At 61.4% G+C, this 23,260-nt stretch carries 21 protein-coding genes; 4 read left to right on the forward strand and 17 right to left on the reverse strand.

Features of this window, described 5'->3' with window-relative positions; translation table 11 throughout:
• Nucleotides 1-29 precede the first annotated feature (29 nt).
• From ICL81_RS05990 to ICL81_RS06010, 5 genes are all read right to left on the reverse strand, one after another.
• On the reverse strand, nt 30-749 hold the full coding sequence (locus ICL81_RS05990; protein WP_188034012.1) for a response regulator transcription factor: 720 nt from the start codon (nt 747-749) through the stop codon (nt 30-32).
• 120 nt (nt 750-869) lie between these two features.
• Nucleotides 870-2,231 (reverse strand): histidine kinase, encoded by a 1,362-nt coding sequence (locus tag ICL81_RS12175; RefSeq protein WP_353055438.1) that lies wholly within the window; start codon nt 2,229-2,231, stop codon nt 870-872.
• A 21-nt stretch (nt 2,232-2,252) separates the two neighbouring features.
• Nucleotides 2,253-3,152: an ABC transporter permease gene (locus tag ICL81_RS06000; RefSeq protein ID WP_188034013.1), complete on the reverse strand. Its 900-nt coding sequence runs from the start codon at nt 3,150-3,152 to the stop codon at nt 2,253-2,255.
• Nucleotides 3,153-3,212: 60 nt separating this feature from the next.
• A complete protein-coding gene (locus tag ICL81_RS06005; RefSeq protein ID WP_188034014.1) occupies nt 3,213-4,130 on the reverse strand; it encodes an ABC transporter ATP-binding protein in 918 nt (305 codons plus the stop codon).
• A gap of 135 nt (nt 4,131-4,265) precedes the next feature.
• A complete protein-coding gene (locus ICL81_RS06010; RefSeq protein ID WP_188034015.1) occupies nt 4,266-6,455 on the reverse strand; it encodes an ATP-dependent DNA helicase RecG in 2,190 nt (729 codons plus the stop codon).
• 119 nt (nt 6,456-6,574) lie between these two features.
• On the opposite strand from ICL81_RS06010, the gene ICL81_RS06015 reads away from it, so the two are divergent.
• Together ICL81_RS06015 and rsmD are read left to right on the forward strand one after the other, a co-directional pair.
• Nucleotides 6,575-7,378: a tyrosine-protein phosphatase gene (locus ICL81_RS06015; protein ID WP_188034016.1), complete on the forward strand. Its 804-nt coding sequence runs from the start codon at nt 6,575-6,577 to the stop codon at nt 7,376-7,378.
• 14 nt (nt 7,379-7,392) lie between these two features.
• Nucleotides 7,393-7,980, forward strand: coding sequence for a 16S rRNA (guanine(966)-N(2))-methyltransferase RsmD (gene rsmD, locus ICL81_RS06020; protein ID WP_188034017.1), 588 nt, complete (start codon nt 7,393-7,395; stop codon nt 7,978-7,980).
• A gap of 12 nt (nt 7,981-7,992) precedes the next feature.
• On the opposite strand, the gene ICL81_RS06025 is transcribed toward rsmD, so the two are convergent.
• The 4 genes from ICL81_RS06025 to gabT form a co-directional block, all read right to left on the reverse strand.
• Complete coding sequence (locus tag ICL81_RS06025) at nt 7,993-8,187, reverse strand: hypothetical protein (protein ID WP_188034018.1); 195 nt, start codon at nt 8,185-8,187, stop codon at nt 7,993-7,995.
• The gene (locus ICL81_RS06030) at nt 8,184-9,023 is read right to left on the reverse strand and encodes a hypothetical protein (RefSeq protein WP_188034019.1); all 840 of its coding nucleotides are present in this window, start codon (nt 9,021-9,023) and stop codon (nt 8,184-8,186) included. Before ICL81_RS06030 ends, ICL81_RS06025 begins: the two co-directional genes overlap by 4 nt.
• A gap of 340 nt (nt 9,024-9,363) precedes the next feature.
• A complete protein-coding gene (locus ICL81_RS06035) occupies nt 9,364-10,830 on the reverse strand; it encodes an NAD-dependent succinate-semialdehyde dehydrogenase (RefSeq protein ID WP_188034020.1) in 1,467 nt (488 codons plus the stop codon).
• Between the two features lie 32 nt (nt 10,831-10,862).
• Nucleotides 10,863-12,206: a 4-aminobutyrate--2-oxoglutarate transaminase gene (gene gabT / locus ICL81_RS06040; protein ID WP_188034021.1), complete on the reverse strand. Its 1,344-nt coding sequence runs from the start codon at nt 12,204-12,206 to the stop codon at nt 10,863-10,865.
• A gap of 111 nt (nt 12,207-12,317) precedes the next feature.
• Between gabT and ICL81_RS06045 the strand changes: the two genes are divergently transcribed.
• Nucleotides 12,318-13,559 (forward strand): PucR family transcriptional regulator, encoded by a 1,242-nt coding sequence (locus tag ICL81_RS06045; protein WP_188034022.1) that lies wholly within the window; start codon nt 12,318-12,320, stop codon nt 13,557-13,559.
• On the opposite strand, the gene thiL is transcribed toward ICL81_RS06045, so the two are convergent.
• Nucleotides 13,556-14,617 (reverse strand): thiamine-phosphate kinase, encoded by a 1,062-nt coding sequence (thiL, locus tag ICL81_RS06050; protein ID WP_353055439.1) that lies wholly within the window; start codon nt 14,615-14,617, stop codon nt 13,556-13,558. The genes ICL81_RS06045 and thiL overlap by 4 nt on opposite strands.
• A gap of 57 nt (nt 14,618-14,674) precedes the next feature.
• On the opposite strand from thiL, the gene ICL81_RS06055 reads away from it, so the two are divergent.
• The gene (locus ICL81_RS06055) at nt 14,675-15,181 is read left to right on the forward strand and encodes a DUF3515 family protein (RefSeq protein WP_353055440.1); all 507 of its coding nucleotides are present in this window, start codon (nt 14,675-14,677) and stop codon (nt 15,179-15,181) included.
• A 71-nt stretch (nt 15,182-15,252) separates the two neighbouring features.
• On the opposite strand, the gene ICL81_RS06060 is transcribed toward ICL81_RS06055, so the two are convergent.
• The 7 genes from ICL81_RS06060 to ICL81_RS06090 form a co-directional block, all read right to left on the reverse strand.
• On the reverse strand, nt 15,253-16,362 hold the full coding sequence (locus tag ICL81_RS06060; protein ID WP_188034023.1) for a D-alanine--D-alanine ligase family protein: 1,110 nt from the start codon (nt 16,360-16,362) through the stop codon (nt 15,253-15,255).
• Complete coding sequence (locus ICL81_RS06065; RefSeq protein WP_223160597.1) at nt 16,362-17,465, reverse strand: NAD(P)H-dependent glycerol-3-phosphate dehydrogenase; 1,104 nt, start codon at nt 17,463-17,465, stop codon at nt 16,362-16,364. The genes ICL81_RS06060 and ICL81_RS06065 overlap by 1 nt, the downstream gene beginning before the upstream one ends.
• Complete coding sequence (locus ICL81_RS06070; protein WP_188034024.1) at nt 17,462-18,238, reverse strand: 1-acyl-sn-glycerol-3-phosphate acyltransferase; 777 nt, start codon at nt 18,236-18,238, stop codon at nt 17,462-17,464. The genes ICL81_RS06065 and ICL81_RS06070 overlap by 4 nt, the downstream gene beginning before the upstream one ends.
• Before the next feature lie 107 nt (nt 18,239-18,345).
• On the reverse strand, nt 18,346-19,668 hold the full coding sequence (gene murA, locus ICL81_RS06075) for a UDP-N-acetylglucosamine 1-carboxyvinyltransferase (protein WP_223160615.1): 1,323 nt from the start codon (nt 19,666-19,668) through the stop codon (nt 18,346-18,348).
• Between the two features lie 80 nt (nt 19,669-19,748).
• Nucleotides 19,749-20,354, reverse strand: a complete 606-nt coding sequence (leuD, locus tag ICL81_RS06080) for a 3-isopropylmalate dehydratase small subunit (RefSeq protein WP_188034026.1) — start codon at nt 20,352-20,354, stop codon at nt 19,749-19,751.
• A 2-nt stretch (nt 20,355-20,356) separates the two neighbouring features.
• Entirely contained in the window at nt 20,357-21,835 is a 1,479-nt protein-coding gene (leuC, locus tag ICL81_RS06085) for a 3-isopropylmalate dehydratase large subunit (RefSeq protein WP_188034027.1), read from the reverse strand.
• 212 nt (nt 21,836-22,047) lie between these two features.
• Nucleotides 22,048-23,079, reverse strand: a complete 1,032-nt coding sequence (locus ICL81_RS06090; RefSeq protein ID WP_188034028.1) for a TerC/Alx family metal homeostasis membrane protein — start codon at nt 23,077-23,079, stop codon at nt 22,048-22,050.
• Nucleotides 23,080-23,260 lie beyond the last annotated feature (181 nt).

Consider the following 23,260-nt stretch of genomic DNA (forward strand, 5'->3'; position numbering starts at 1 on the left):
CATATGACCCCGACCATCACTCATGCTGATTACAGGCCGTGATCTCGTGCGAAAATGACTGCCTGGACGCGGTCTCGAAGTTCAAGCTTTGCGAGGATTCGCCCAACGTGGGTCTTCACGGTGGATTCAGAGAGGAAGAGATCCGCGCCAATCTCGGCGTTGTTTCGCCCGGTTGCGATGAGCGCGAGGACATCGCGTTCGCGGTCGGTCAGGATATCGAGTGCGGTGCTATCAGCTGCGGAGGTTTGTGCGTCGCCGAGCAGTGCTCCACCGTCACCTGCCTGCATCTGTTCAAGCATGCGGCGCGTCACCGCGGGGGCCATGGCGGCGTCACCGGCAGCAACGCGTCGAATCGCGTCAACAAGCTCGGTGGGTCGCGCGTCTTTCAGCAGGAAGCCGCTCGCACCAGCACGGATCGCACCGATCGCGTACTCATCGAGGTCGAATGTCGTGAGCACGAGCACGCGCACGTCAGGGAACTCCTGAACGATTCGCTCAGTCGCCTCGATGCCATTCATACCCGGCATTCGCACGTCCATGAGGACTACGTCACACGACGACCCCTCACCGCTCAGCCGCGCAAGGGTTGCTAGCGCCTCGCGTCCATCGGAGGCCTCTCCCACGACCGTGATGCCAGCCTCGGCCATGAGTACCAAGCTGAACCCTGTTCGGATGAGCTCCTGGTCGTCGACCAGCATTACGTTAATGGTGCTTTCGGTCACGCTGATTCCTTCGTTCGTAGATTTCATTCTCGCAGTGCGCAGCGCATTGCGCACGCTTTCGCTGCGGCGCGCTCGTTCGCCGCCTTCTTTCTGCTGATTACTGCTTACTGCCTACTGCCCGCTGCTTGCTGGCCGCTGCCCGGTCACTTAGCTGGCGTTCTTTGCACCTGAGTCTGCGCGGATCTCCGCGCGCACGAGCCACCCGCGACCGTCGGGCACCGGCCCTGCCTCAAGCGTTCCGCCGAACATACGGGTGCGCTCCCGCAGCCCTTGCAGGCCTCGCCCTGATCCAACGCCAGTGACGGGTGGCTGCATCCCGACAGAGCCGAAGTCTCGCACCGAGACCTGTGTCAGGTTCGGGCCATGCGAGATCCGCACTTCCACCTGCGCTCCGCTTCCCGCGTATCGCAACACGTTGGTGAGCGACTCCTGCACGACTCGGTAGATCGCGAGCCCTTGGCCCCGGTCGCCGGTCTCGTCGCCCTCGGTAACGAGGGTGACGCGCAGTCCCGCATCGTTGAAGTCGCGGATCAGCCCAGGCAGATCACTCAGCCCAGGTGTCGGAGTCATTTCAGCTTGACCGTTGTTCGGGGTAATAGCCCCGAGCAATCGACGCATTTCCGCTAGCGCGGTCCTGCCGGTCTCTGCGCTCCGTTGCATCGCGTTTGCCGCAGCCTCAGGCGAAGCGGTCACTGCACGTGACGCCCCCTCAGAGAGCGCGATCATGACAGACACGGAGTGCGCGACGATGTCGTGCATCTCGCGGGCGATACGTGAACGCTCCTCGGCAACAGCAAGCTGTGCGAGCTGTTCGCGTTCGCGAGCGAGCTGGTGAGCACGATCAAGAATCGCATCGACGTAGCGGCGCCGATTACCAATATTGATGCCGGCGAGCAACACAGCAAGCATCCAAGCAGCAGAGATGAGCATGAGGGTAATGAACTCGCCAAGACTCTTATGACTCGGCCCCATTGCAACGACCAGTGAACCCGACGCGCTATTGGGGTCCGGGGTCATCCAGTACTGCAGTACCGTGCCCAGCATGACGATCCCGTACCCAGCCCAGCCAGCCCGGGCACTGCGGTACACCGGAACCGCGTAGAGCAAGAAGATCAGCGCGATGCCTGTCGCGAGTGACTGAATTCCATGATCACCAAAGCTCGCCACCACGCCTGCGGCGAGCGCGAGTAGTGGGTACTTGCGTCGGAACAGGAGCGCTGCAGCAATGATGGCGATACGGAGAACGGCGAATGGCCACCATGGCCAGGTGAGATAGCCGGGGAGCGGACTGTCGGCGATGATTTCACCTGTGGCGGGGTCACTCACGAAGGACGCGTCGACGACGTCTAGTCCGATGCCCATGAGACAGCCGATAACGAACCAGACGACGATGAATATGTCGACGGCGAGTGGGTGTGCGGCGAGCGCCCGCCGGATGAATCCTGGCGGGCGCGGGAGCCGAATCTCCTCAGTGTTGAGTGAGATCGTTGGCTGGGGCTGTTGGGTCACATTCTCACCTTAGTGAGTGGCTTATCGTGCGTCACGTTTGGTGAACAGAACGCCTGCGGGGATGAGCGTAATTGCGGCCCAGCCGATCATGCAGAGGAGCGCTTTCCAGTATCCGAACGACTCCGAGCTGAGTTCTGGGTCCTGGATTCCCTGGGAGAGGGTCGCGCCGAGGTGGTCTGGGAGGTAGCGGGAGAGTTCGTAAGGCCATTCCCATGTGCTGAGTCCGGCAAGGATGCCAATGGCAATGGGAAGAACGAACATGATTCCGACGACCACGACGATGCCACCGGCTGTGGAACGCAGGAGTGCTGCAACTCCGAGGGCAAAGGTCGTAATGAGGGTGAGGAAGAGTGCGGTGCCGAGTACTCCGGAAATCACGGGGACAGAGAACACCTGGTCTCCTGTTGCGGGGAACGTGAGTACGGCGATACCGAGCGATACCAGCGTGAGGATGAGCCCCATGCCGAGCGCGAGTATTGCGGTGACGATTGTCTTCGCGGCAAAGACCGCCTTGCGACCGGGTACGGCTATGAGCGTGGAGAGGATCATCCCGCTGGAGTATTCGGAGCCAATAGCGAATACGCCGAGTGCGCCGAACACCAAAGCCATGAAGGGCGAGGCGAAGGTCGCGACTGTGAGTAGGTAGGTCTGGTGCATGGCGTCGCCCGCTTGGGAGAGCCCGTCCATTCCAAACTCGGAGCTTGCGACCAGGGCGATGAGCAGATTGAGGGCGATGCCGCCGATCAGCGTAAGGAGCACGATGATACGAATGCTGCGGAGTGAGCTGAGTTTGATCCATTCTGAGCGGATCACTCCCCCAAAGTTCAACTTTGGTGCTTCAGTGAGCCCCTTCGCAAGAATCCCTACTGGGCGAGACACCGTGCTGGAGGAAATTGGTGCAGTGCTGGTTGGTGTGGTCATCGCTACATTGCTGCTTTCGTTGCTGGGTGCTGCGCGTTACTGGGTGTCACGGTGTGAGCGTTAGACGGTCTCGTATTCGAGGACGTCTCGTGTGATCGCGAGATAGGCGTCTTCGAGGGTTGCCGTCACTGGCGTGAGCTCGTGCAATGCGATGCCCGCGTTTGCCGCACACGCGCCGACCGTCGCTGCGCTCATACCGGTGACGGTAAAGCGGTACTCGCCAAGTGAGTCAATATGTGGCGCATTCCCCGGTGTGCTCGCGTCCAAGAGAATCGCCACGAGCTTTGCTGCTTCGGGACTCCCAACCGTGACGCTTGCCTGGTGGGATGACGCGAGTAGCTCACCAATCGGTGCGTCTGCTACGACCTTGCCCTTGCCGAGCACGATGAGGTGATCTGCCGTCTGTGCCATCTCGCTCATGAGGTGGCTCGACAGCAGAACCGTGCGCCCTTCCGATGCGAGCTGACGTAGCAGGCGTCGTACCCACAGCACGCCGTCAGGATCAAGACCGTTCACCGGCTCATCCAAGATCACCGTGTGCGGATCACCCAGCAGCGCGGCTGCGATTCCGAGCCGCTGCCCCATGCCAAGCGAGAACCCACCGACCCGTTTGTGCGCGACCTCTGTCAGGCCGGCCTGTTCAAGTACGGCGTCTACGCGGGAGTCTGGAATGCGATGTGTCGCGGCGAGCGCACGGAGGTGGCTGCGCGCTGATCGTCCAGGATGCACACCTTTTGCGTCAAGCAGTGCCCCCACCTCTGCGAGTGGGGCCGTCGAGCGGGTGAAGTTCTTGCGCGCAATCGTCACGGTGCCCGCGGTGGGCCGGTCGAGTCCGAGCATGAGGCGCATGGACGTCGACTTGCCTGCTCCATTCGGGCCGAGGAAGCCGGTAACCTGCCCCGGCCGAATGTCGAAGCTCACGTCTTCGAGCGCTGTCTTGCTGCCGTACAGCTTGGTAAGGCCTCGTGCTTCGATCATCGGGTGTCCTTTCGCATGGGTGCGTAATAGACACGTTAGGCAGAGGGAGGTGGGGCGCGGATCCCCCTGAGGGATTCTGTCCGTAGTACCTGGGTACCAGAGACCCCGGGCCTCCGGGCAGAGTTCTTTCCCTGGTCAGGACTTTGCGAGGTTTTCGAGCCTTCCACTCTCGCCGTACTGCACCAATCGGGCGGCGAGAATTGGATGCTCCGTCAGCGCAGGGTCGGCTGCGAGCAATGCTTCGGCAACGTCACGCGCGTGGGCGATGATGTCACCGTCCTTCGTGACACGAAGCAGCTTCAGGGTTGAACCGTTACCCGACTGCACCGTACCGAGAATGTCGCCCTCTCGACGCAGCTCCAGGTCGATCTCAGCGAGCACGAAGCCATCGCTCGTAGCGGCGACTGCTTCGATCCGCTCTCGGGCTTTGGTGCCCTGTTCAGCAGTGGTCATCAGCAGGCACAGACCGGGATGCTCGCCACGACCGACACGGCCGCGCAACTGGTGGAGCTGGGAGACGCCGAAGCGATCCGCGTCCCGCACAATCATGATTGATGCGTTCGGTACGTTGACGCCGACCTCGATGACGGTCGTGGCGACAAGGATGTTGGTGCGCCCGCTGGAGAACTCCCCCATGACACGGTCTTTTTCATCGCTCGGCATCGCACCCGTAAGCGCTTCGATCTGCATGCCCTCAAACTGCGGCATCGAACGGAGCCACGCCACGGTCTCCATGACGTTTGCCATGGGCTTTGCTGCCTTACCGTCTTCTGCGTCTTCAGGTGACGCAGCCTCGGGATCCTCTGCTTTGCCGCCAGGTTCGATCGCGGGACACACCACGTACACCTGGCGACCGGATGCGATGTCTTCGGCAGACCGTGCCCACACGCGTGCCGCGCGCCGCGGCATCTCAAGCTCCGGCACAACAAACGTCTCAATTCCCTGGCGTCCAGGCGGCAGCTCACGGATCGTCAGCGTTTCGAGATCACCAAAGGCCGTCAGCGCGATCGTGCGCGGAATCGGCGTTGCTGTCATCGCGAGAACGTGCGGCTGCGCACCCTTTTGACGCAGAGTCTCACGCTGCTCCACACCGAACCGGTGCTGCTCATCGACGACGATGAGACCAAGGTCGTAGAAGGACACCGTGTCACTGAGAAGCGCGTGGGTACCGACGGCGATCCGCGCTGTCCCAGACGCGAGTGACAATAGCGCGCGCTTGCGCTCAGCCGCAGGCATCTTGCCGGTGAGCAACACTGGGTTGAGCCTCGCGGTGAGATCCGGGCCGAGCGCCTCGACAATCGAGCGAAAATGCTGCCCTGCCAGCACCTCGGTCGGTGCAAGCATTGCGCTCTGGCCGCCGTCCTCAGCGACCTGGAGCATCGCGCGCAACGCCACGAGCGTCTTGCCCGAACCCACCTCGCCCTGGAGCAGGCGGTGCATGGGGCGTTCCGAATCCATTTCAGCGCGGATCACCTGACCCACCGCGCGCTGATCGCCCGTGAGTGAGAACGGCAGCGCATCATCGAACGCGTCGAGCAGGCCGCCGCTCACCGCGCTGCGCGCCCGACTCTCAGCAATCTGCATCCGCATGCGTCGCGCAAGGAGCGCGAGCTGCAGGTCGAACGCCTCGCGGAAACGCAGGCTCTGCTGCGCGCGCTGCCAGTCAGCGTCCCGCTTCGGGCGGTGGATGAGTTCGATCGCCTGGCCGAGCGGCAAGATACCTTCGGTACGCTGCACCTCGGCCGGGAGCGGATCTTCAATCGGGCCAAGTGCATCGAGCACGAGCTCCACGGAGCTCTGGATCGTCCACGTCGGCACCTGCGACGTCGCTGGGTAAATCGGTACCGGAGTTTCAGACCACGCCTTCGCCGCTGCTTCATCAAGCAACTCGGCACCCGGGGCCTCATCTGGGTCATCGAACAGCTGATAATCAGGATGCTGCAGCTGCAAGCGGCCCTGGTACGCATTCACTTTGCCGGCGAACGTTCCGCGCACGCCGGGCTTGAGCTTTTCTGCTTGCCACTTCTGGTTGAAGAACGTGAGCGCGAGGGTGCCGACGCCATCGGTGATCCGCACCTCGGTCAGCACGCCATTGCGTCGCTGCATGCGCCGCTCACGCACGTCGAGCACCTGCGCGACAACCGCAACCTGTTCACCAATCGGGAGCGAATTCAACGGCGTCAGCTCGCCACGCTTCGAGTACCGGCGCGGTACATGATCAAGCAATTCACGGGCGGTGCGGATCGCGAACGCCTTCTCAAGCGCCTTCGCGGTGCGCGCGCCGACCACGTCTGCGATGCCGGAATCGAGCGTGACGGAAACCATGCCTCCAGGCTACGCGGTCAGCGGGTCAGGATATTGACAGCTTGCCGCACGCCGCATAATCACCCGCATTCGTTACACTCTCAGCACAAGACTCAGAACAATCGAGATAGGGACGCCACATGAGCCAGCATCCGCACCGCACAGTTTCTCTCGCGACCGCGCCGAACATGCGCACGCTTGGTGGCCTTGAGGTGTCAGGTGGGCGAATCCGTGACGGTGTGATTTTCCGTTCAGCGACCCTCGCGCACCTGTCCGACGCTGATGGCCTGGCATTCACAGATCTCGGAATCAGGCTGGTGTTTGATCTGCGCACCAAAGGCGAATGCGCGGCGCAGCCAGACCGTCTGCCAGCCGGTATAGATCTCGTGAATCTCGATGTCCTCGCAGATAGCCCGGTTGATCTCGCCGCAAGCATGGCGATGCTGGATACGGATCCTGCCGCAACGAATGCGATGCTCGCTAGCGGCAAAGCGGTCTCGATGCTCGAACATTCCTACTGCGATATCGTCTCGCAGCCTTCCGCGCGGTGGGCGTACCGGACGTTCTTCGAGACGCTGTCCGAGCCTGGCGAAACTCGCACCGCGCTGTTCCACTGCACGACTGGCAAAGACCGCACCGGCTGGGCAGCTGCCGCACTACTTCTACTCCTCGGAGCAGAAGATGAGACGGTGCGCGCCGACTACCTGCAGACGAACGTCGATCTACTTCCTGCGCTTCGGCCGTTACTCGACAAGGCCGCCGCGGCTGGCATTGATCCTGATCTCTTGCTCCCAGTGTTGTCCGTGCAGGACAGCTTCCTCGATGCCGCATTGGGTGAAGTTGAACAGCGCTTCGGGTCAATGCAGGGCTACTTCACCGAGGGGCTCGGACTCAGCAAGTGCCGCATCGACGCGCTGCGCGAACGGTTCGTCGTCTCGAACTGAAATACACTTGAGGTGTGACCAGAATCATCGCAGGAGCAGCCGGCTCGCTCACGCTCGACGTCCCCAAGGCAGGCACTCGGCCAACGAGTGACCGCGTACGTGAGGCACTCTTTTCGAGTCTTGAAGCCTGGGACATGCTCAAGGGCGTCAATGTCCTTGACTTGTACGCCGGTTCTGGCGCACTCGGGTTTGAGGCCATCAGTCGCGGTGCTGCCGAACTCGATCTTGTCGAGAAACACGGGCCTGCGGCGCAAATCGTTGCACGAAATGCGACGAAGATTCAGGCGTCGCTGCGCGGATCCGCACCTCGTATCGACGTTCACCGCCAGGCAGCGGCCAGCTACCTTGCAGGCTGCGCTGAGACCCCGTTGTGGGACGTGGTGTTTATCGACCCGCCCTACGACCTTGGCGAGGCAGAACTCGTCGAAAACCTCGAGGCTGTCGCACTGCGGCTTCGCCCGCAAGCGCTCATCATGGTGGAACGTTCGAGCCGCTCGCCAGAGCCTACGTGGCCCGCTGGCCTAGTCCTGTTCAAGAAGAAGTCGTACGGTGAGACCGCCGTGTGGTGGGCCGAGTCGGCCGAAAGCGCAGCGACGGCATGATCTGTCAAGAAGCTAACGGTCTGTTGCGCGCCCAACTGAGTAACGTCGAATGATCTTCCGAAGCTGCATCTTTTGAGCTGCCTTGCGCTCACGTCGCACTTCGCGCACCGTTTCGTCGAAGGTCTGGTTAAGCTTCGCCTCTCGGTTCTGCTGACGCGCGGCGAAGGTCTCTGGCGAGAGGCGATATGGCATTGGCGTGAAGGTCATGATCCGCTCCCTCTCTGACTAAAAACGTTACCCACAGAATACATCCCCAGTTTGAAAAGTGCTCCCCTACGGGTGTGATGCTTCCGATTTGCCGCGGCATAGTATTCGGCGAGCACGTCGGCAATCGGGATGAGGTTTGCTTCATCGACCTCGAACAGGTCAGTTTCAGACGTCGTGTCGACCGTGAGAATTCCGAATACCTGGTCACCCCGCGACACAGACACTGCTGCGAAGCTGGTGTACTCGTTTCCGACGACTTTCCGCTTGCTGAGGGAATCACTATCGCCCGTAAGCAGACTCATCATCCCCACAAAGACGTCATCTCCATCGTCGTGTGCCCGTGGCCGATCTTCGCGCCCAGCACTTGCGACTGGACGCATTTGCACGTTTCCCCGCCCGTCACGCCCCAACTCGAAGAGCGTTACCCGATAGCCAAGTGCTCCTGGGTACGCAGTCTTCACCAGCTGTGCCACGATCTCCTCGAATGCTTGGTCCCGCAGTCGATGGCGGTCGCGGGGCCCCGCGGTCTCCATCGCCGAGAGGAGTGGCACCATGCGCGAAACCAAACGCAGACTTGCACGCTCCCGGGCATCTTGTTCATCTTGCTTCTTCTGAATATGGCGCAGAAAATACTGGCGAATTGCGAGCGGAAACGTGCCCACCGCAATGAGAGCGACCCCCAGCCAGAACCAGAACGCATCGAAGCTCTCCCCGACGTGGGTTGACACCATCGGGCCACCAATGAGCGGCAACACCCAGGGAGCCATCTCGATGAACAAGTACCGGTTTGCGATGAACTCTACGGTGAGCCACCAGGCGTTTCGAATGAACCTCATAAACGCCCTCCTCTGTACTCAGCCGACGATGTGCGCCTGTTTCCTACGCTACGTCCGACCACTGACATTTCAAGACGCGCTGCTAGCCACCCGCACCTCAGCACGCTGGCGCACGCCCAAACACTTCTCGCGACCCAACCCCGCGAAATCGACCGTTTCTGCCGAAAAGTCCCCTTTCATGCGTATGAAAGCGTCAGTCTCGGAAGAAACGGCCATTCTCGAGGAGTTGGCGCCCCACCCAACGACCAGCACAGCGGCACAGCGGCACACCGCGCAACAGAAAACGGGCGGCCCCGCACCGATGACTCGATGCAAGACCGCCCGTTGACTAGGCGAAGAATTAACGCGGGATGAGCGTGTACTTCGTTGCGAGGAACTCGTGGATGCCCTCGAAGCCACCCTCACGGCCGACGCCCGACTGCTTCATGCCACCGAAGGGCGCTGCAGCGTTCGAGACGAGGCCAGTATTGAGGCCCATCATGCCGCTCTGAAGCTTCTCGATCATGCGCTGGCCACGAGCAAGGTTCTCGGTGAACACGTAGCTCACGAGGCCGTACTCGGTGTTGTTCGCGATCTCAACTGCTTCGTCCTCAGTGGAGAAGCGGATGATGCCGAGAACCGGGCCGAAGATCTCTTCGCGCATGATTGCCGACTGCTTGCTGAGCTTGTCAATCACGGTGGGCTGGAAGAAGTTGCCAGCACCCTCAATGATCTCGCCGCCAGCGACAACGGTTGCACCGGTGTCAACTGCGTCTGCAACGAGGCGAGCGGTGTTTGCCACTGCCTTGCCGTCGACGAGTGCGCCGATGTCGTTACCCTCGTCAGCGCCACGGCCGATCGAGAACTTGTTGACGCGCTCTGCAATCTTCGCTGCGAACTCGTCAGCAACCGACTCGTGCACAATGATGCGGTTAGCTGCGGTGCAAGCCTGACCGATGTTGCGGAACTTCGCGAGCATTGCGCCCTCGACTGCTGCATCGATGTCTGCGTCTTCGAACACGACGAAGGGAGCGTTGCCGCCGAGCTCCATCGAGGTACGGAGAACGTTCTGCGCTGCTGCTTCGAGAAGCTTTACGCCAACCGGGGTCGAGCCGGTGAACGAGAGCTTACGGAGGCGGCTGTCGCTGAGCAGTGCGCTCGACTGAGCGCTCGACTTGCTGGTCTGAACAACGTTGACAACACCTGCGGGCACGCCAGCCTCTTCGAGCAGCTGCACGAAGAAGATGGTGGTGAGCGGGGTGAGTGCTGCAGGCTTCACAACGACGGTGCAACCAGCTGCAAGCGCAGGCGCGATCTTACGCGTCGCCATTGCCAGCGGGAAGTTCCACGGGGTGATGAAGTAGCAGGGGCCGACAGGCTGGTGCGAGACAACAATGTTGCCGGTGCCCTCGGGGTTCGGACGGTAGTCGCCGCGCACGCGCACTGCTTCTTCCGAGAACCAGCGAAGGAATTCGCCGCCGTAGTTGACCTCGCCACGTGCCTCAGAGATGGGCTTGCCCATCTCCATCGACATGAGGAGTGCGAAGTCTTCCTTGCGCTCCATGAGGAGGTCGAATGCACGACGAAGGATGTTCGAACGCTCACGGGTTGAGGTTGCTGCCCATGCGTCCTGAGCAGCTACTGCAGCGTCAAGCGCGCGAACTGCATCATCAACGGTTGCGTCAGCAATGGTCTTGATGACGTCACCGGTTGCGGGATCGTGCACGTCGAAGGTTGCGCCCGAGGACGATGCCTCGAACTTGCCACCGATTGCGAGACCCGAAGAAACTCGATCGAGCAGTTCCTGCTCGTTAGGCTTCAAAGCCATAAGAATGACCTACTTTCCTTGTTGGGAAAAAGTTAGTTTGCCTTGATCGCGTCAACGACGACCTGGAGGCCCTCGCGAAGCAGCGCGTCAGAGATGGTGAGCGAAGGCAGGAAGCGGATGACGTTGCCGTAAGTACCGCAGGTAAGAGCGAGAACGCCCTGGTCAGCTGCAACCTGTGCAACCTTGTTGGTGAGGGCCGAGTTAGCCTTCTTCGAACCCGACTCAACGAGCTCGACAGCCATCATTGCGCCACGGCCGCGGATCTCGCCGATGCGATCGTCCGACTTCTGGAGCTCTGCGAAGACCTCAGTGATGGTCGCTTCGATGCGCTTTGCCTCGCTGAGGAGATCGTCCTCGAGGTAGGTCTCGATGGTTGCGAGAGCTGCTGCACATGCAACGGGGCTACCGGTGTAGGTGCCGCCGAGGCCGCCTGCGTGCGACGAGTCCATGATCTCGGCGCGGCCGGTCACTGCCGAAAGCGGGAGGCCGCCTGCGATGCCCTTTGCGGTGGTGATCATGTCGGGGACAACGCCCTCGAAGTTCGCAGCGAACATCTGGCCGGTGCGTGCGAAGCCGGTCTGAACCTCATCAAGGATGAAGACAACCTTGTTTGCGGTTGCCCACTCCTGGATTGCGGGGAGGAAGCCCTCAGCGGGAGCGATGAAGCCACCCTCGCCCTGGATCGGCTCGATGATGATCGCAGCGAGGTTGTTTGCGCCAACCTGCTTCTCGATCTGGCTGATTGCCTGTGCTGCAGCCTCTGCGCCGGTCAGGCCGTCACGGTACGGGTACGAAGCCGGTACGCGGTAGAGCTCGGGAGCGAAGGGGCCGTAGCCCTCCTTGTAAGGCATGTTCTTAGCGGTCATGCCCATGGTGAGGTTGGTGCGACCGTGGTAAGCGTGGTCGAAGACAACAACGCCGTTCTTGCGGGTGTAGTGACGAGCGATCTTGATCGCGTTCTCTACTGCCTCAGCGCCCGAGTTGAAGAGCGCCGAACGCTTCTCGTGGTCACCGGGGGTCAGCTCATTGAGCTTCTCTGCAACTGCAACGTAGCCCTCGTAGGGGGTCACGGTGAAGCAGGTGTGGGTGAACTGAGCAACCTGCTCCTGAACAGCCTTTACAACGCGGGGTGCTGAGTTACCAACGCCGGTAACTGCAATGCCCGAGCCGAGATCGATGAGCGAGTTGCCGTCGACGTCAACGAGGACGCCGTCGCCGCCTGCTACGACCGAGATGGGGAGAGCTGCGCCAACGCCCGCTGCAACAGCAGCGTTCTTGCGAGCGATGATTTCCTGCGACTTCGGGCCAGGAATGCTGGTGACGAGCTTGCGCTCCTGGGGCAGCGAGGGGCCGCCGATGACGGTTGCGTCAGACATGTTTGAAGTGCCTCCATTTGTCAGTGATAGGCCACGCAGGGGTGCTCCCACGTAACTAGTCATAAGTGTATGCTTCCTTTCCTGAGATTCGCGGTGCCATAATGGAGATTGATGAACACAGCTTTCGCCAATCCGGCAAACACACCCGCAGCTGACAGCCTGACCCACCAGCCGTGGATCCCTCTCGAGGATCTCCTGCACGACTATCAGCTGGGTCTCGTCGTGATTGCTGGTGGTGGCGGCGACGCCGGTGCACGGCCGGTGCAATGGGTACATCCCAGTGATCTCGTCGATCCTGCCCCGTTCCTCACCCCGCGAACCGTCCTGCTCACGACCGGCGTTCAGTTCCCCGGCACACTCTCCCCCGGCACCGCGGAAACCTATGTCACGCGACTTGTTGATGCAGGCGTGTCGGCACTTGGCGTCGCGGTCGGGCTGCGGTGGGATCGCATCCCACCGACGCTCATTCGCGCGTGCGAAGAGCACCGTCTTCCGCTCGTCCGCGTTCCCTATGACACCCCCTTCATTGCGATCTCGCGCGCGGCAACCCGCCTCATTGAGGCTGCCGTGCACGCCCGCAGCATGGATCGCACGGATAACCTTTCGCGGGCGCAGCGATCCGCACCCCATCTGGCGCGTGTCGAATCGGCCGTTCGTTCCGCGGTGCTACGGCTACTCACCGCTGGTGAAATCGAGCTCGCAACCTCGGTTGCTGCCGAGTTACTTCCCCCGCTTCCGCGTGGCCAAATCGTGGTACTGAGCCTCGATGATCGTTCCGGGGCCGCGCGCCCGGCGATCGACTCCGCGATTGACGGCGTCATCTCGGGTGACCTCGATCATCGCTCGCTCATTGTGTGTGAGACGTCGCGGCTTGCGCCGATCCGCCGCCTGCTCGATCGCAACCAGGTTGCCGCTGGCGTGTCCGAGCGTGGCCGACATGATGACCTCACGACCCTCATCGATCAGGCGGATCGCGCGCTCGAAAACGCGCAGTCGCTCGAAGCGCCGCGCATCGTTGAGTATCGCCCCTCGATGCACTCGGGTGTACTGCAGTTGCTCACGAAGAGCCGTGAGGCGCGGCGTCGCGCGCACGGCTTGCTCGCCCCGATCACGGCACACGATGAGCGGCACAGCGACACCATTCTCATAAGCCTCGAAACCTGGCTCGCGCACAATGGCCAGCTCTCACCAGCCGCTGACGACCTCGGTGTGCACCGACACACGCTCCGCTCACGGATTCGGACTGCCGCGAGCCTCCTGCAGCGTGACATCGACTCCCCTGATACTCGTGCCGAGATTTGGACGGCGCTTCGCCTCCTGCACGCCGAACAGCAGGGTGAGAGCGCGCGCTAGTTCGATCCTGGCGGCACGACGAGATACGGGTCCCAGCCAGCTGGCGACACGGGCGCTCCGTCGAGGAGCACGCCGGGCGTCGTCACTGAGCGGCCCGCCTGATGAGTGCCCGGCTCGTCGCCCTCACGCGTGACTGTCTCGCCGATCCGCACGAAGCCAGTGGGAAGCGTGACATCGGCGGGGAACGTCGCAAGCAGGCCGTGGTCTTCCCCGCCGAACAACATCGCGGGCACGCTCACGGCCTCGCCCCCTTGCTCACCGAACCCGGCGCGCAGCAGATCGGCATGCAGCGCCACCGTCACCCCGCTCGCCGCCGCGATGCGCGACGCATCGAGGGCAAGCCCATCTGACACGTCCATCATTGCGGTCGCGCCAGCCTGTGCTGCGACGACGCCAAGCGCGATCGGCGGCATCGGAGCAAACTGCGCAGCAATCGCAGCAGGGTGCGCGGATCGCAATTCCCCCAGCGTGCGCGAGTGCGCCGTGCCGTCAGCCTCGGTGGCGCCAGCAAAAAGCTGCGCGAGCCCCTGACATGCGAGCCCGAGCTGGCCCGCGTAGGCCACCACGTCACCGACCCGCGCACCTGAGCGCAACACTGGCGTCTGGGGTCCCAGATCACCGAAGGCCGTCACCGCAGCCATGAGCACCGGGGCACGACCGAGATCGCCGCCCACAACGCCGCAGCCCGGCGCCAGTTCAGCGCACGCGGCCGTGAGTCCGCGCGCAACCTCTTCGAGGTAACAGACCGGCAGATCGCGCGGAACAGCGAAGGCAACCGTGAGCCCGACAGGGACCGCCCCCATCGCCGCGACATCCGAGAGGTTCGTGGCCGCAAGTTTCCACCCGAGTTCGAACCCGCTATGCCACGCAAGGCGGAAGTCGGGCCCCTCGATCATCGTGTCGGTTGTCACAACGCTTTCGCCCACGTATGCCAACACCGCACAGTCGTCACCGGGGCCGACGCTTGCTGCCGTCGCAGGGCCGAGATTCCGGAGCACGCGCGCAAGCACACCTGCCTCGCCAAGTTCGCCAACCGTCACGTCTTCTGAGCCAATCACACTCGCAACTGTAGCCTCTCGGGGTTTCCTCCAGCGCGGCTCGCTAGAGTTGGTGCTGTGTTTGATTCGCTGATCCGCCGCCCGCGTACGCTCGCCACTATCGGCCTGATTGCAGTTGCCGCTCCCCTCGCCCTCTCAGGCTGCGCCGGCCCCGCTCCCATGCACGCGGCTGACGACGCAAATAATCCTGCCTGCGCCGAGGTCATCGTGCGCCTGCCAGACACGGTCGCAGACCTGCAAAAGCGCGCTACCAACGCACAGTCAACCGGCGCGTGGGGAAATCCCGCCGATGTCGAGCTGCGTTGTGGGGTCGAAACGAGCGGGCCAACCACCGACATGTGCGTAAACGTCAACGACGTCGACTGGATCATCGACGAATCACAGGCTCCCCTCTACCGGTTCGAAGCATACGGCCGCGAGCCCGGTCTCGAGGTCTACGTGAACGGCGACAAGGTGAGTGGCACCTCGGTCGTCACCGACCTTGCCGCGGTAGCGAAGCAGCTCCCGCAGGTGCGCGAGTGCACCGGCTACGCCGATAGCATGGCGATCGCAAACGACAAGTAGCCGTCACCGCAACGACGACAACGCGAAAGGCCCCGGGGATCTCTCCTCGGGGCCTTTCGCGTGCGCGGCGATTAGTACATCGGGCGCTTCTCGATTGCGAGCTCAACGAGCTCAGTGATGAGGTCGGTGTACCCGAGACCTGATGCCTCCCACAGGCGCGGGTACATCGAGATCGGAGTGAATCCGGGCAGGGTGTTGATTTCGTTGAGCACGGGTCCTTCCTCGGTGAGGAAGAAGTCGATGCGTGAGAGTCCAGCACACTGGCAAACCTCAAACGCGAGCACGGCTGCATCGCGGATCGCCGCAAACTCCGCCTCGGTCACGTCTGCGGGCAGTGCGAGCTCGATGCCTGCTGCGCCGAGGTACTTGGCCTCGAAGTCATAGAAGTCACGGCCGGTGAAGATGATTTCACCAATCACCGAGCTCGTGCGCGCGCGCGACTCACCGCGACCCTCGAGCACAGCGATCTCGACCTCACGGCCGGTGACGCCTGACTCGACGAGCACGGTGCGGTCTTCTGCGAAGGCGAGTTCGAGCGCAGCGGGAATCTGCGATGCCTCAGTGACGCGGCTGACTCCGACACTCGAGCCGGCGCGGGCAGGCTTCACGAAGAGCGGGTAGGTGAGGCCTTCGTCGATCCGCGCAACAAACGCCGGATCACGCTCGATCTGCTCGCGGGTGACGGTGCGCCACGGCGCAACAGCGATGCCAGCGTCAGCGAGCACGGTTTTGACGGCGTGCTTGTCCATGCACAGCGCCGAACCGAGCACGCCGCTACCAACGTAGGGAACGCCCACGAGGTCGAGCATGCCCTGCACTGTTCCGTCTTCGCCGTACGGGCCGTGAAGCATCGGCAGCACCGCATCGATGTCGCCGAGTGTGCGGATCGCGCCAGATGCGTCGATGACAGACAACTCGCGCGTCTCAGTGGAGGCGGGCCACAGCACACGCGTGCCGTTGTTCCGCACCTCGGGCAGTGCGCCAGCCTCGAGCCGGTACTCAGCAAGATCGGACTCCTGCATGAGGACGTTTGCCCCCTGCTTAGTGATACCAACAAGGATCACATCGAACTGCTCGCGATCAATCGCACGCAGCACGCCAGCAGCGGTCACGCAGCTGATGCCGTGCTCGCTCGAACGGCCACCAAACAGGATGACAACAGTGCGCTTCGTAGAGCTCATCACTTGCTCCCCTTCAATCGGCTAATAAACCGCTTCCAGCGGCCTCCCACCTCGACCGCGAGCTTCAACTCGGGCTGCGGGATATCGTCTTCGGTCGCGAGATGCGGACCAAGATTGTGTGGCTTCATGGTGCCCTCAAGCACCATCTTCACCTGCTGCACGATCGGCATCGTAATGCCGAGCTCAGATGCGACCTTGAGCACCGGATCAACCGAGGTAATGCCCTCAGCAGTCTGGTTCATCTGTGCTTTCGTCTCTTCGAGCGTGAACCCCTGGCCAATGAGTCGCCCAGCAGTGTTGTTTCGCGACAGCGGCGACTGGCAGGTAGCGATGAGATCGCCCAGGCCGGCGAGGCCGGAAAGCGTCACCGGATCCGCGCCAAGCGCGACGGCAAATTCGGTCATCTCCGCGAGACCGCGCGTAATGATCGCCGCTTTCGTGTTCTCGCCATACCCCACGCCATCAACGATGCCGATCGCGAGCGCAATGAGGTTCTTCAGCACGCCACCAAGCTCGGTGCCTGGAATGTCAGTGTTCACGAACGTACGGAAGTACGGTGCAGCCGCAGCCGAAGCAATCTCCTGCGCGATCGCTAGGTTTGCACAGGAAGCAACAGCACCGGTGGGCTGCTCCTTTGCGATCTCAAGCGCGATGTTCGGGCCAGATACGACACCGATGCGCCACGGATCGAGGTCGAGCGTGTCTTCAATGACCTCAGTCATACGCATCGTCGTCGAACGCTCGAGGCCCTTGACCAGACTCACAAGCACACTGCGCGGATCGAGGTAGGGCTCGATGTCTTCGAGGTTCTGACGCAGCGTCTGACTCGGAACAGCGAGGAACACGATCTCAGCGCCCGTCAAGACCTCTTCGAGATCAGCAGAGGCAAACAGCGACTCAGGAAGTTCGATGTCAGGCAGGTACCGGCTGTTGCGGTGCTCAATGTTGATCTCTTCAGCGACCTCTGGGCGTCGCGCCCAGATGCGCGTCTCAGAGCCAGCATCACAGAGCACCTTCGCGAAGGTCGTGCCCCAGCTGCCCGCGCCGACGACGGCAACGCGGCGGCCGCGCTTGCCAGTTGGCGTTCGCCCGGTGTCGATCAAAAGCGCCCCGTCTCTGTCTGCTGATGCTTACTTGGATCCCACCGCTCCGCTGGAGCCTTTTCGCCGCGAAGACCTTCGAGCAACGCTGTGATCTCGTTCATGAGCAGCACAGTGGCCTCGTTGATGGTCTTCTGGTCGTGGGGTTTGCCGTCAAACCGGCTCAGGTCGATTGGCTGGCCAACCGCGACATGAATGGTCTTTCGCGGGAACGGGTGAATGCGCTTCGCGTAACGCGGCATCAGTTCCTGTGTGCCCCAGTGCGCGACCGGGATCAGCGGAATACCCGATTCGAGCGCGAGGCGAACCGCGCCAGCTTTGCCGCGCATAGGCCAGAGGTCAGGGTCGCGCGTCAGCGTACCTTCGGGGTACACGATCACGCCCGAGCGCTGCTCAATGAGCTGGCTTGCCGCGCCCAATGGGTTGCTCTTCGACTGAGCCGAACGTGCAGCGCCCTGACGCTCGACGGGAATCTGACCCGACTTTCGAAGCAGCCAACCGAACACAGGAATCTTGAACAGGCTTGCCTTAGCCATGAAACGAGGAACGCGGCCGAGCCGCCAGGTCGCAACACCCATCGCAATTGGATCGATCTCACTGTAATGGTTTGGCGCAAGAATAAACGGACCCTCAAGCGGAATCTTCGAGTCGGGTGTGTACCGGTAGCGCGTCATCAGCGCCCAGATCGGAAGCACCAGCCCGGCGAGGATCCAGAACACGGATGGGCGTCGTTTTTCGGCGGAGGATCGCCCTCGCAGCTTCACCGTGTTAGTCATGTCCCCAATTATCCCGGAAAAGCATGATGGCGCGTGCATGCACGCGCCATCATGGATGAATCTTGTCAGCCCAACAACAGAGAAACCGCGTTGGTGGCCTGTTGTACTTAGCCTTCGAAGACGAAGTCTGCGCCGAGCAGACGAAGCTTCTCGATGAAGTTCTCGTAACCGCGAGAGATGATTCCGAGGTTCGTCACCTTCGTCTGCCCCTCTGCGGTAAGACCAGCGATGAGGTAGCTGAAGCCGCCACGCAAGTCTGGAACCTCAATCTCAGCACCCTTCAACGGAGTCGGACCCGAGATAACCGCAGCCTGCTCAAATTCACGACGCTTCACGCGACGGCTTTCATCATGCAGACCATCTCGGAAGACCTCGATGTTCGCACCCATCTTGTTGAGCGCGTCGGTGAAGCCGAAGCGGTTCTCGTAGACAGTCTCGTGAATGGTCGAGACGCCCTCCGCCTGGGTGAGCGCAACAACGAGGGGCTGCTGCCAGTCGGTCATGAAACCGGGGTGCACATCGGTCTCGATGGTCACAGGCTTCAGGTCGCCACCGGGGTGGAAGAAGCGAATGCCGTCGTCGTGAATGTCGAAATCGCCGCCAACCTTACGGAAGACGTTGAGGAAGGTCATCATCTCTTCCTGACGAGCACCGCCAACGAAGACATCACCCTTGGTTGCGAGCGCAGCCGAGGCCCAGCTTGCAGCCTCGTTACGGTCGAACAGTGCACGGTGGTCGTAGCCACGGAGCTCTTCAACGCCCTCGATAAAGATCACGCGGTTGGGCTCGACCGTGATGATCGCGCCCATCTTCTGCAGGATGCAAATGAGGTCGGTGATCTCAGGTTCGATAGCCGCGTTACGGAGCTCAGTCTGGCCTTTAGCGAGCACACTCGTGAGCAGTACCTGCTCAGTCGCACCAACCGACGGGTACGGCAGTTCGATGTTTGCGCCGTGGAGACCATTGGGTGCCGTCAGGCTAATGCCGCTCGGCAACTTCTCGACAACAGCACCGAACTTGCGGAGCGCATCAAGATGGAAGTCAATCGGACGATCGCCGATTCGGCAGCCACCGAGATCTGGAATGAACGCTTCACCAAGGCGGTGCAGCAGCGGTCCACAGAACAAGATGGGGATACGCGAGGAACCAGCGTGCGCATCGATGTCAGCGTGGTGTGCGATTTCAACGTTCGACGGATCGAAACGCCACTCGCCCGGCTCTTCGCCGCGAGTCACGAGGACTCCGTGCAACGCGAGCAGGCCCGCAACAACGCGAATGTCAGAGACATTCGGCACGTTGCGGAGCACGCTCGGGGTCTTGCCGAGGAGCGCAGCAACCATTGCCTTAGGAGCAAGGTTCTTGGCGCCACGCACCTCAATACGACCCATGAGCGGACGACCACCGTTGATGATGATCTCGTCAGAGGTCAAGCCGACACGAGCGCCCGCCTTTTGGGCATCCTTCTTGAGTCCAGAAGCTTCGCCGTTGTCGTCCTGATGCTCTAGCTGAGTCACGCGTTCTCCTTCACCGGAAGCGTCTGCGGCATCCAAGCCGGACGACGCTTCTCGAAAGCGGTAATGTCTGCCTCGTTACGCAGGGTCAACGAGATGTCGTCGAGTCCTTCAAGCAGACGCCAGCGAGTGTAGCTGTCGATCTCGAAAGGAACCTGCAGGTCGCCTGCGGTAACGGTCTGATCCTCGAGGTTGACGGTCAGCTCAAGCCCGGGTTCAGCGTCCATTGCTGCCCAGAGTCGCTCAACGTCAGCCTCGGCAACCTGCGCCGCAAGCAAACCCTGCTTGCCCGAGTTGCCACGGAAGATATCTGCAAAACGCGAAGAGATAACGACCTTGAAGCCGTAATCACGGAGTGCCCACACGGCGTGCTCTCGCGACGAACCGGTACCGAAGTCCGGGCCTGCCACGAGGATCTGCGCGTTCTTGAACACGTCCTGGTTCAGCACAAAGTCAGCGTCTTCACGCCAGCGCGCGAAGAGTGCATCGTCAAAGCCAGTCTTCGTGACGCGCTTCAGGTACACCGCGGGGATGATCTGATCCGTGTCGACGTTTGAGCGCTTCAGCGGCGCTGCAACACCCGAGAATGTTTCGAATTTCTCCATGATTACGCCTCAACCTTCTGAGCTGCGTGGTCTACACCGTTGGCCAGGTCTTCCTGGAGGTCCCAGGGGCTCGAGAGCGTACCGCGGATCGCGGTCGCTGCTGCCACGAGCGGCGACACGAGGTGCGTGCGGCCGCCGTTGCCCTGGCGTCCCTCGAAGTTACGGTTCGAAGTCGAAGCGCAACGTTCACCGGGAGCGAGCTGGTCGGGGTTCATACCGAGGCACATCGAACAACCAGCGAAGCGCCATTCGCCACCGAAGTCAGTGACGATCTTGTCAATACCCTCAGCTTCTGCCTCGAGACGCACGCGTGCGGAACCGGGAACCACCATAAGGCGGATCCCCTCTGCCATCTGCTTGCCCTCAATCAGCCGAGCAAACTCGCGCAGGTCGTCGAGGCGCGCGTTGGTGCACGAACCCATGAACACTGCGTCGACCTTGATGTCTTTCATGTCCATGCCTGGTTCGAGCGCCATGTACTCGATGGCACGCTCTGCGGCGGCGCGCTCATTCGGATCCGCAATGTCTGCGGGAACCGGCACACGATCGCTCAGCGCGACGCCCTGACCAGGATTGGTGCCCCATGTCACGAACGGCTCGAGCGAGTTCGCGTCGATGAAAATCTCTTTGTCGAAGGTCGCACCCTCGTCAGTGGGCAACGACTTCCAGTACTCAACTGCCGCGTCCCAGTCAGCACCTTCGGGAGCGTGGGGACGGCCCTTGACGTACTCGAACGTGGTCTCGTCAGGAGCGACCATGCCCGCGCGTGCGCCTGCCTCGATCGACATGTTGCAGATCGTCATGCGACCGTCCATCGACAGTGCGCGGATCGCAGAGCCCCGGTATTCCAGGACATAGCCCTGGCCGCCGCCCGTGCCGATCTGGGCGATCACGGCAAGGATGATGTCTTTTGCCGTCACGCCGGGGCGGAGATCGCCATCGACGTTGATCGCCATGGTCTTGAACGGCTTGAGCGGGAGCGTCTGCGTCGCCATGACGTGCTCTACCTCGCTCGTGCCAATGCCAAATGCCAGCGCGCCGAACGCGCCGTGAGTCGACGTGTGGCTGTCGCCACAGACGACCGTAATGCCAGGCATTGAAAGACCGAGCTGCGGGCCGACAACGTGAACGATGCCCTGCTCCTTGTCGCCGAGCGGGTGTGCGCGCACACCGAACTCTGCGACATTCTTACGAAGGGTCTCAATCTGCACGCGGCTGGTCGGCTCTTCGATCTCACGCGTAATGTTCAGCGTGGGAGTGTTGTGATCTTCAGTTGCGATCATCAGGTCGACACGGCGCAACGGGCGGTCTGCCATGCGCAAACCGTCGAATGCCTGCGGACTCGTCACCTCGTGAATGAGGTGGAGGTCGATGTAAATCAGGTCAGGATCGCCGTTTTCACCCTTGACGACGACGTGATCGTCCCACAGCTTCTCTGCCAGGGTGCGGGGCTTCGTCGAAACGTTGCTCTGCTCAGTCATGTTTGCTTCTCTTCATTCTCTGCATGCGCGAAAACTCATCGCCCGCGCGTGAAACCGGTCATCACAAAGACTCCGCGGCGGGCGACCGATATGGGCTATTCCCCGCCGCGGCAAACAAGAAGCTGTTGCCACGAACGCATGTCGGGAGTCTAGCACTCAGGGCGCCCTACCGATTGGTAAGGCGCCCTGGAATGGCAGAACTCTGGGAGAAATTACTTCCCTGAGTCGTCCTTCGGAAGCTCGGCAGCGCCAAGGTGCAGACGCTCGCCGGTCTCCTTTGCGACGCGCTTCATCTTCACAACGCTGAAGATCGTTGCAACAGCCATTGCGAGGACGATGAAGCCGAGTGACATACCCGTCGTAATGTCGGGAACGTGCACCGGCTCGCCACCGTTGATGAACGGAAGTTCATTCTCGTGCAGCGCGTGCAGCACCAGCTTCACACCAATGAACGCAAGAATTGCAGCGATACCGTACTTGAGGTATTCGAGCTTCTCGAGCAGGCCACCAAGCAGGAAGTAGAGCTGGCGCAGACCCATGAGGGCGAACACGTTTGCAGTGAAGACAATGAAGGGGCTCTGGGTAATACCGAAGATTGCGGGAATCGAATCGAGCGCGAAGAGGACGTCAGTGCTCCCAAGCGCGATGTAGACGAGCAGCATCGGTGTGATGAGCTTCTTGCCGTCGATCTTGGTCACCATGCGGCCACCATCGAATTCCTCGGAGTATGGGAGGAAGCGCTTTGCAAGGCGGACCATCATGCCGTCCTTTACGGGCGCATCATCGTCATGCTTCACCTGCTGAATTGCGGTCCAAATGAGCCACGCACCAAAGATGAAGAAGACCCAGATGTAACGCTCGATTACCGCAGCGCCAGCAACAATGAGAATGCCGCGGAAGATCAGCGCCAGCACGATGCCAACCATCAGTGCGCGCTGTTGATACGCCGTCGGCACCTTGAAACTCGCGAGAATCATCACGAAGACAAAGAGGTTATCAATCGAGAGACTGTACTCGGTGAGCCAACCTGCAAGGAACTCTGTGCCGTGTTGGACATCGCCCAGCAAGAAAATTGCTCCGGCGAAGACCAGCGCAAGCAGCACATAGAACCCAACCCACAAGCTTGCCTCGCGCATCGACGGCACGTGCGGTCGTTTGATGATCATCAGAAGATCGACGATAAGGATCGTCACGAGGACGATCATTGAGCCGGCCTCGAACCAGAATGGAAGAACCGAGTTCACTCAGACTCCTGTTTCAGTAGGCCGCGTTTTTGGCGCGGCAGATTCTGAAAGTCTCTTCCCAAACTCAAGTTTGAGCCTGCTCCATGCCGGCAGCGCCACGGAGCACTACGTATTGACGACAATGAAGAAGTGGAATACTCCCCTTCGCGGGTTTAAGTGTAGCGCCTTGACATCTGTGCTG

It is taken from the genome of Leucobacter sp. cx-328 (genome assembly GCF_014530035.1).
Taxonomy (GTDB): Bacteria; Actinomycetota; Actinomycetes; order Actinomycetales; family Microbacteriaceae; genus Leucobacter.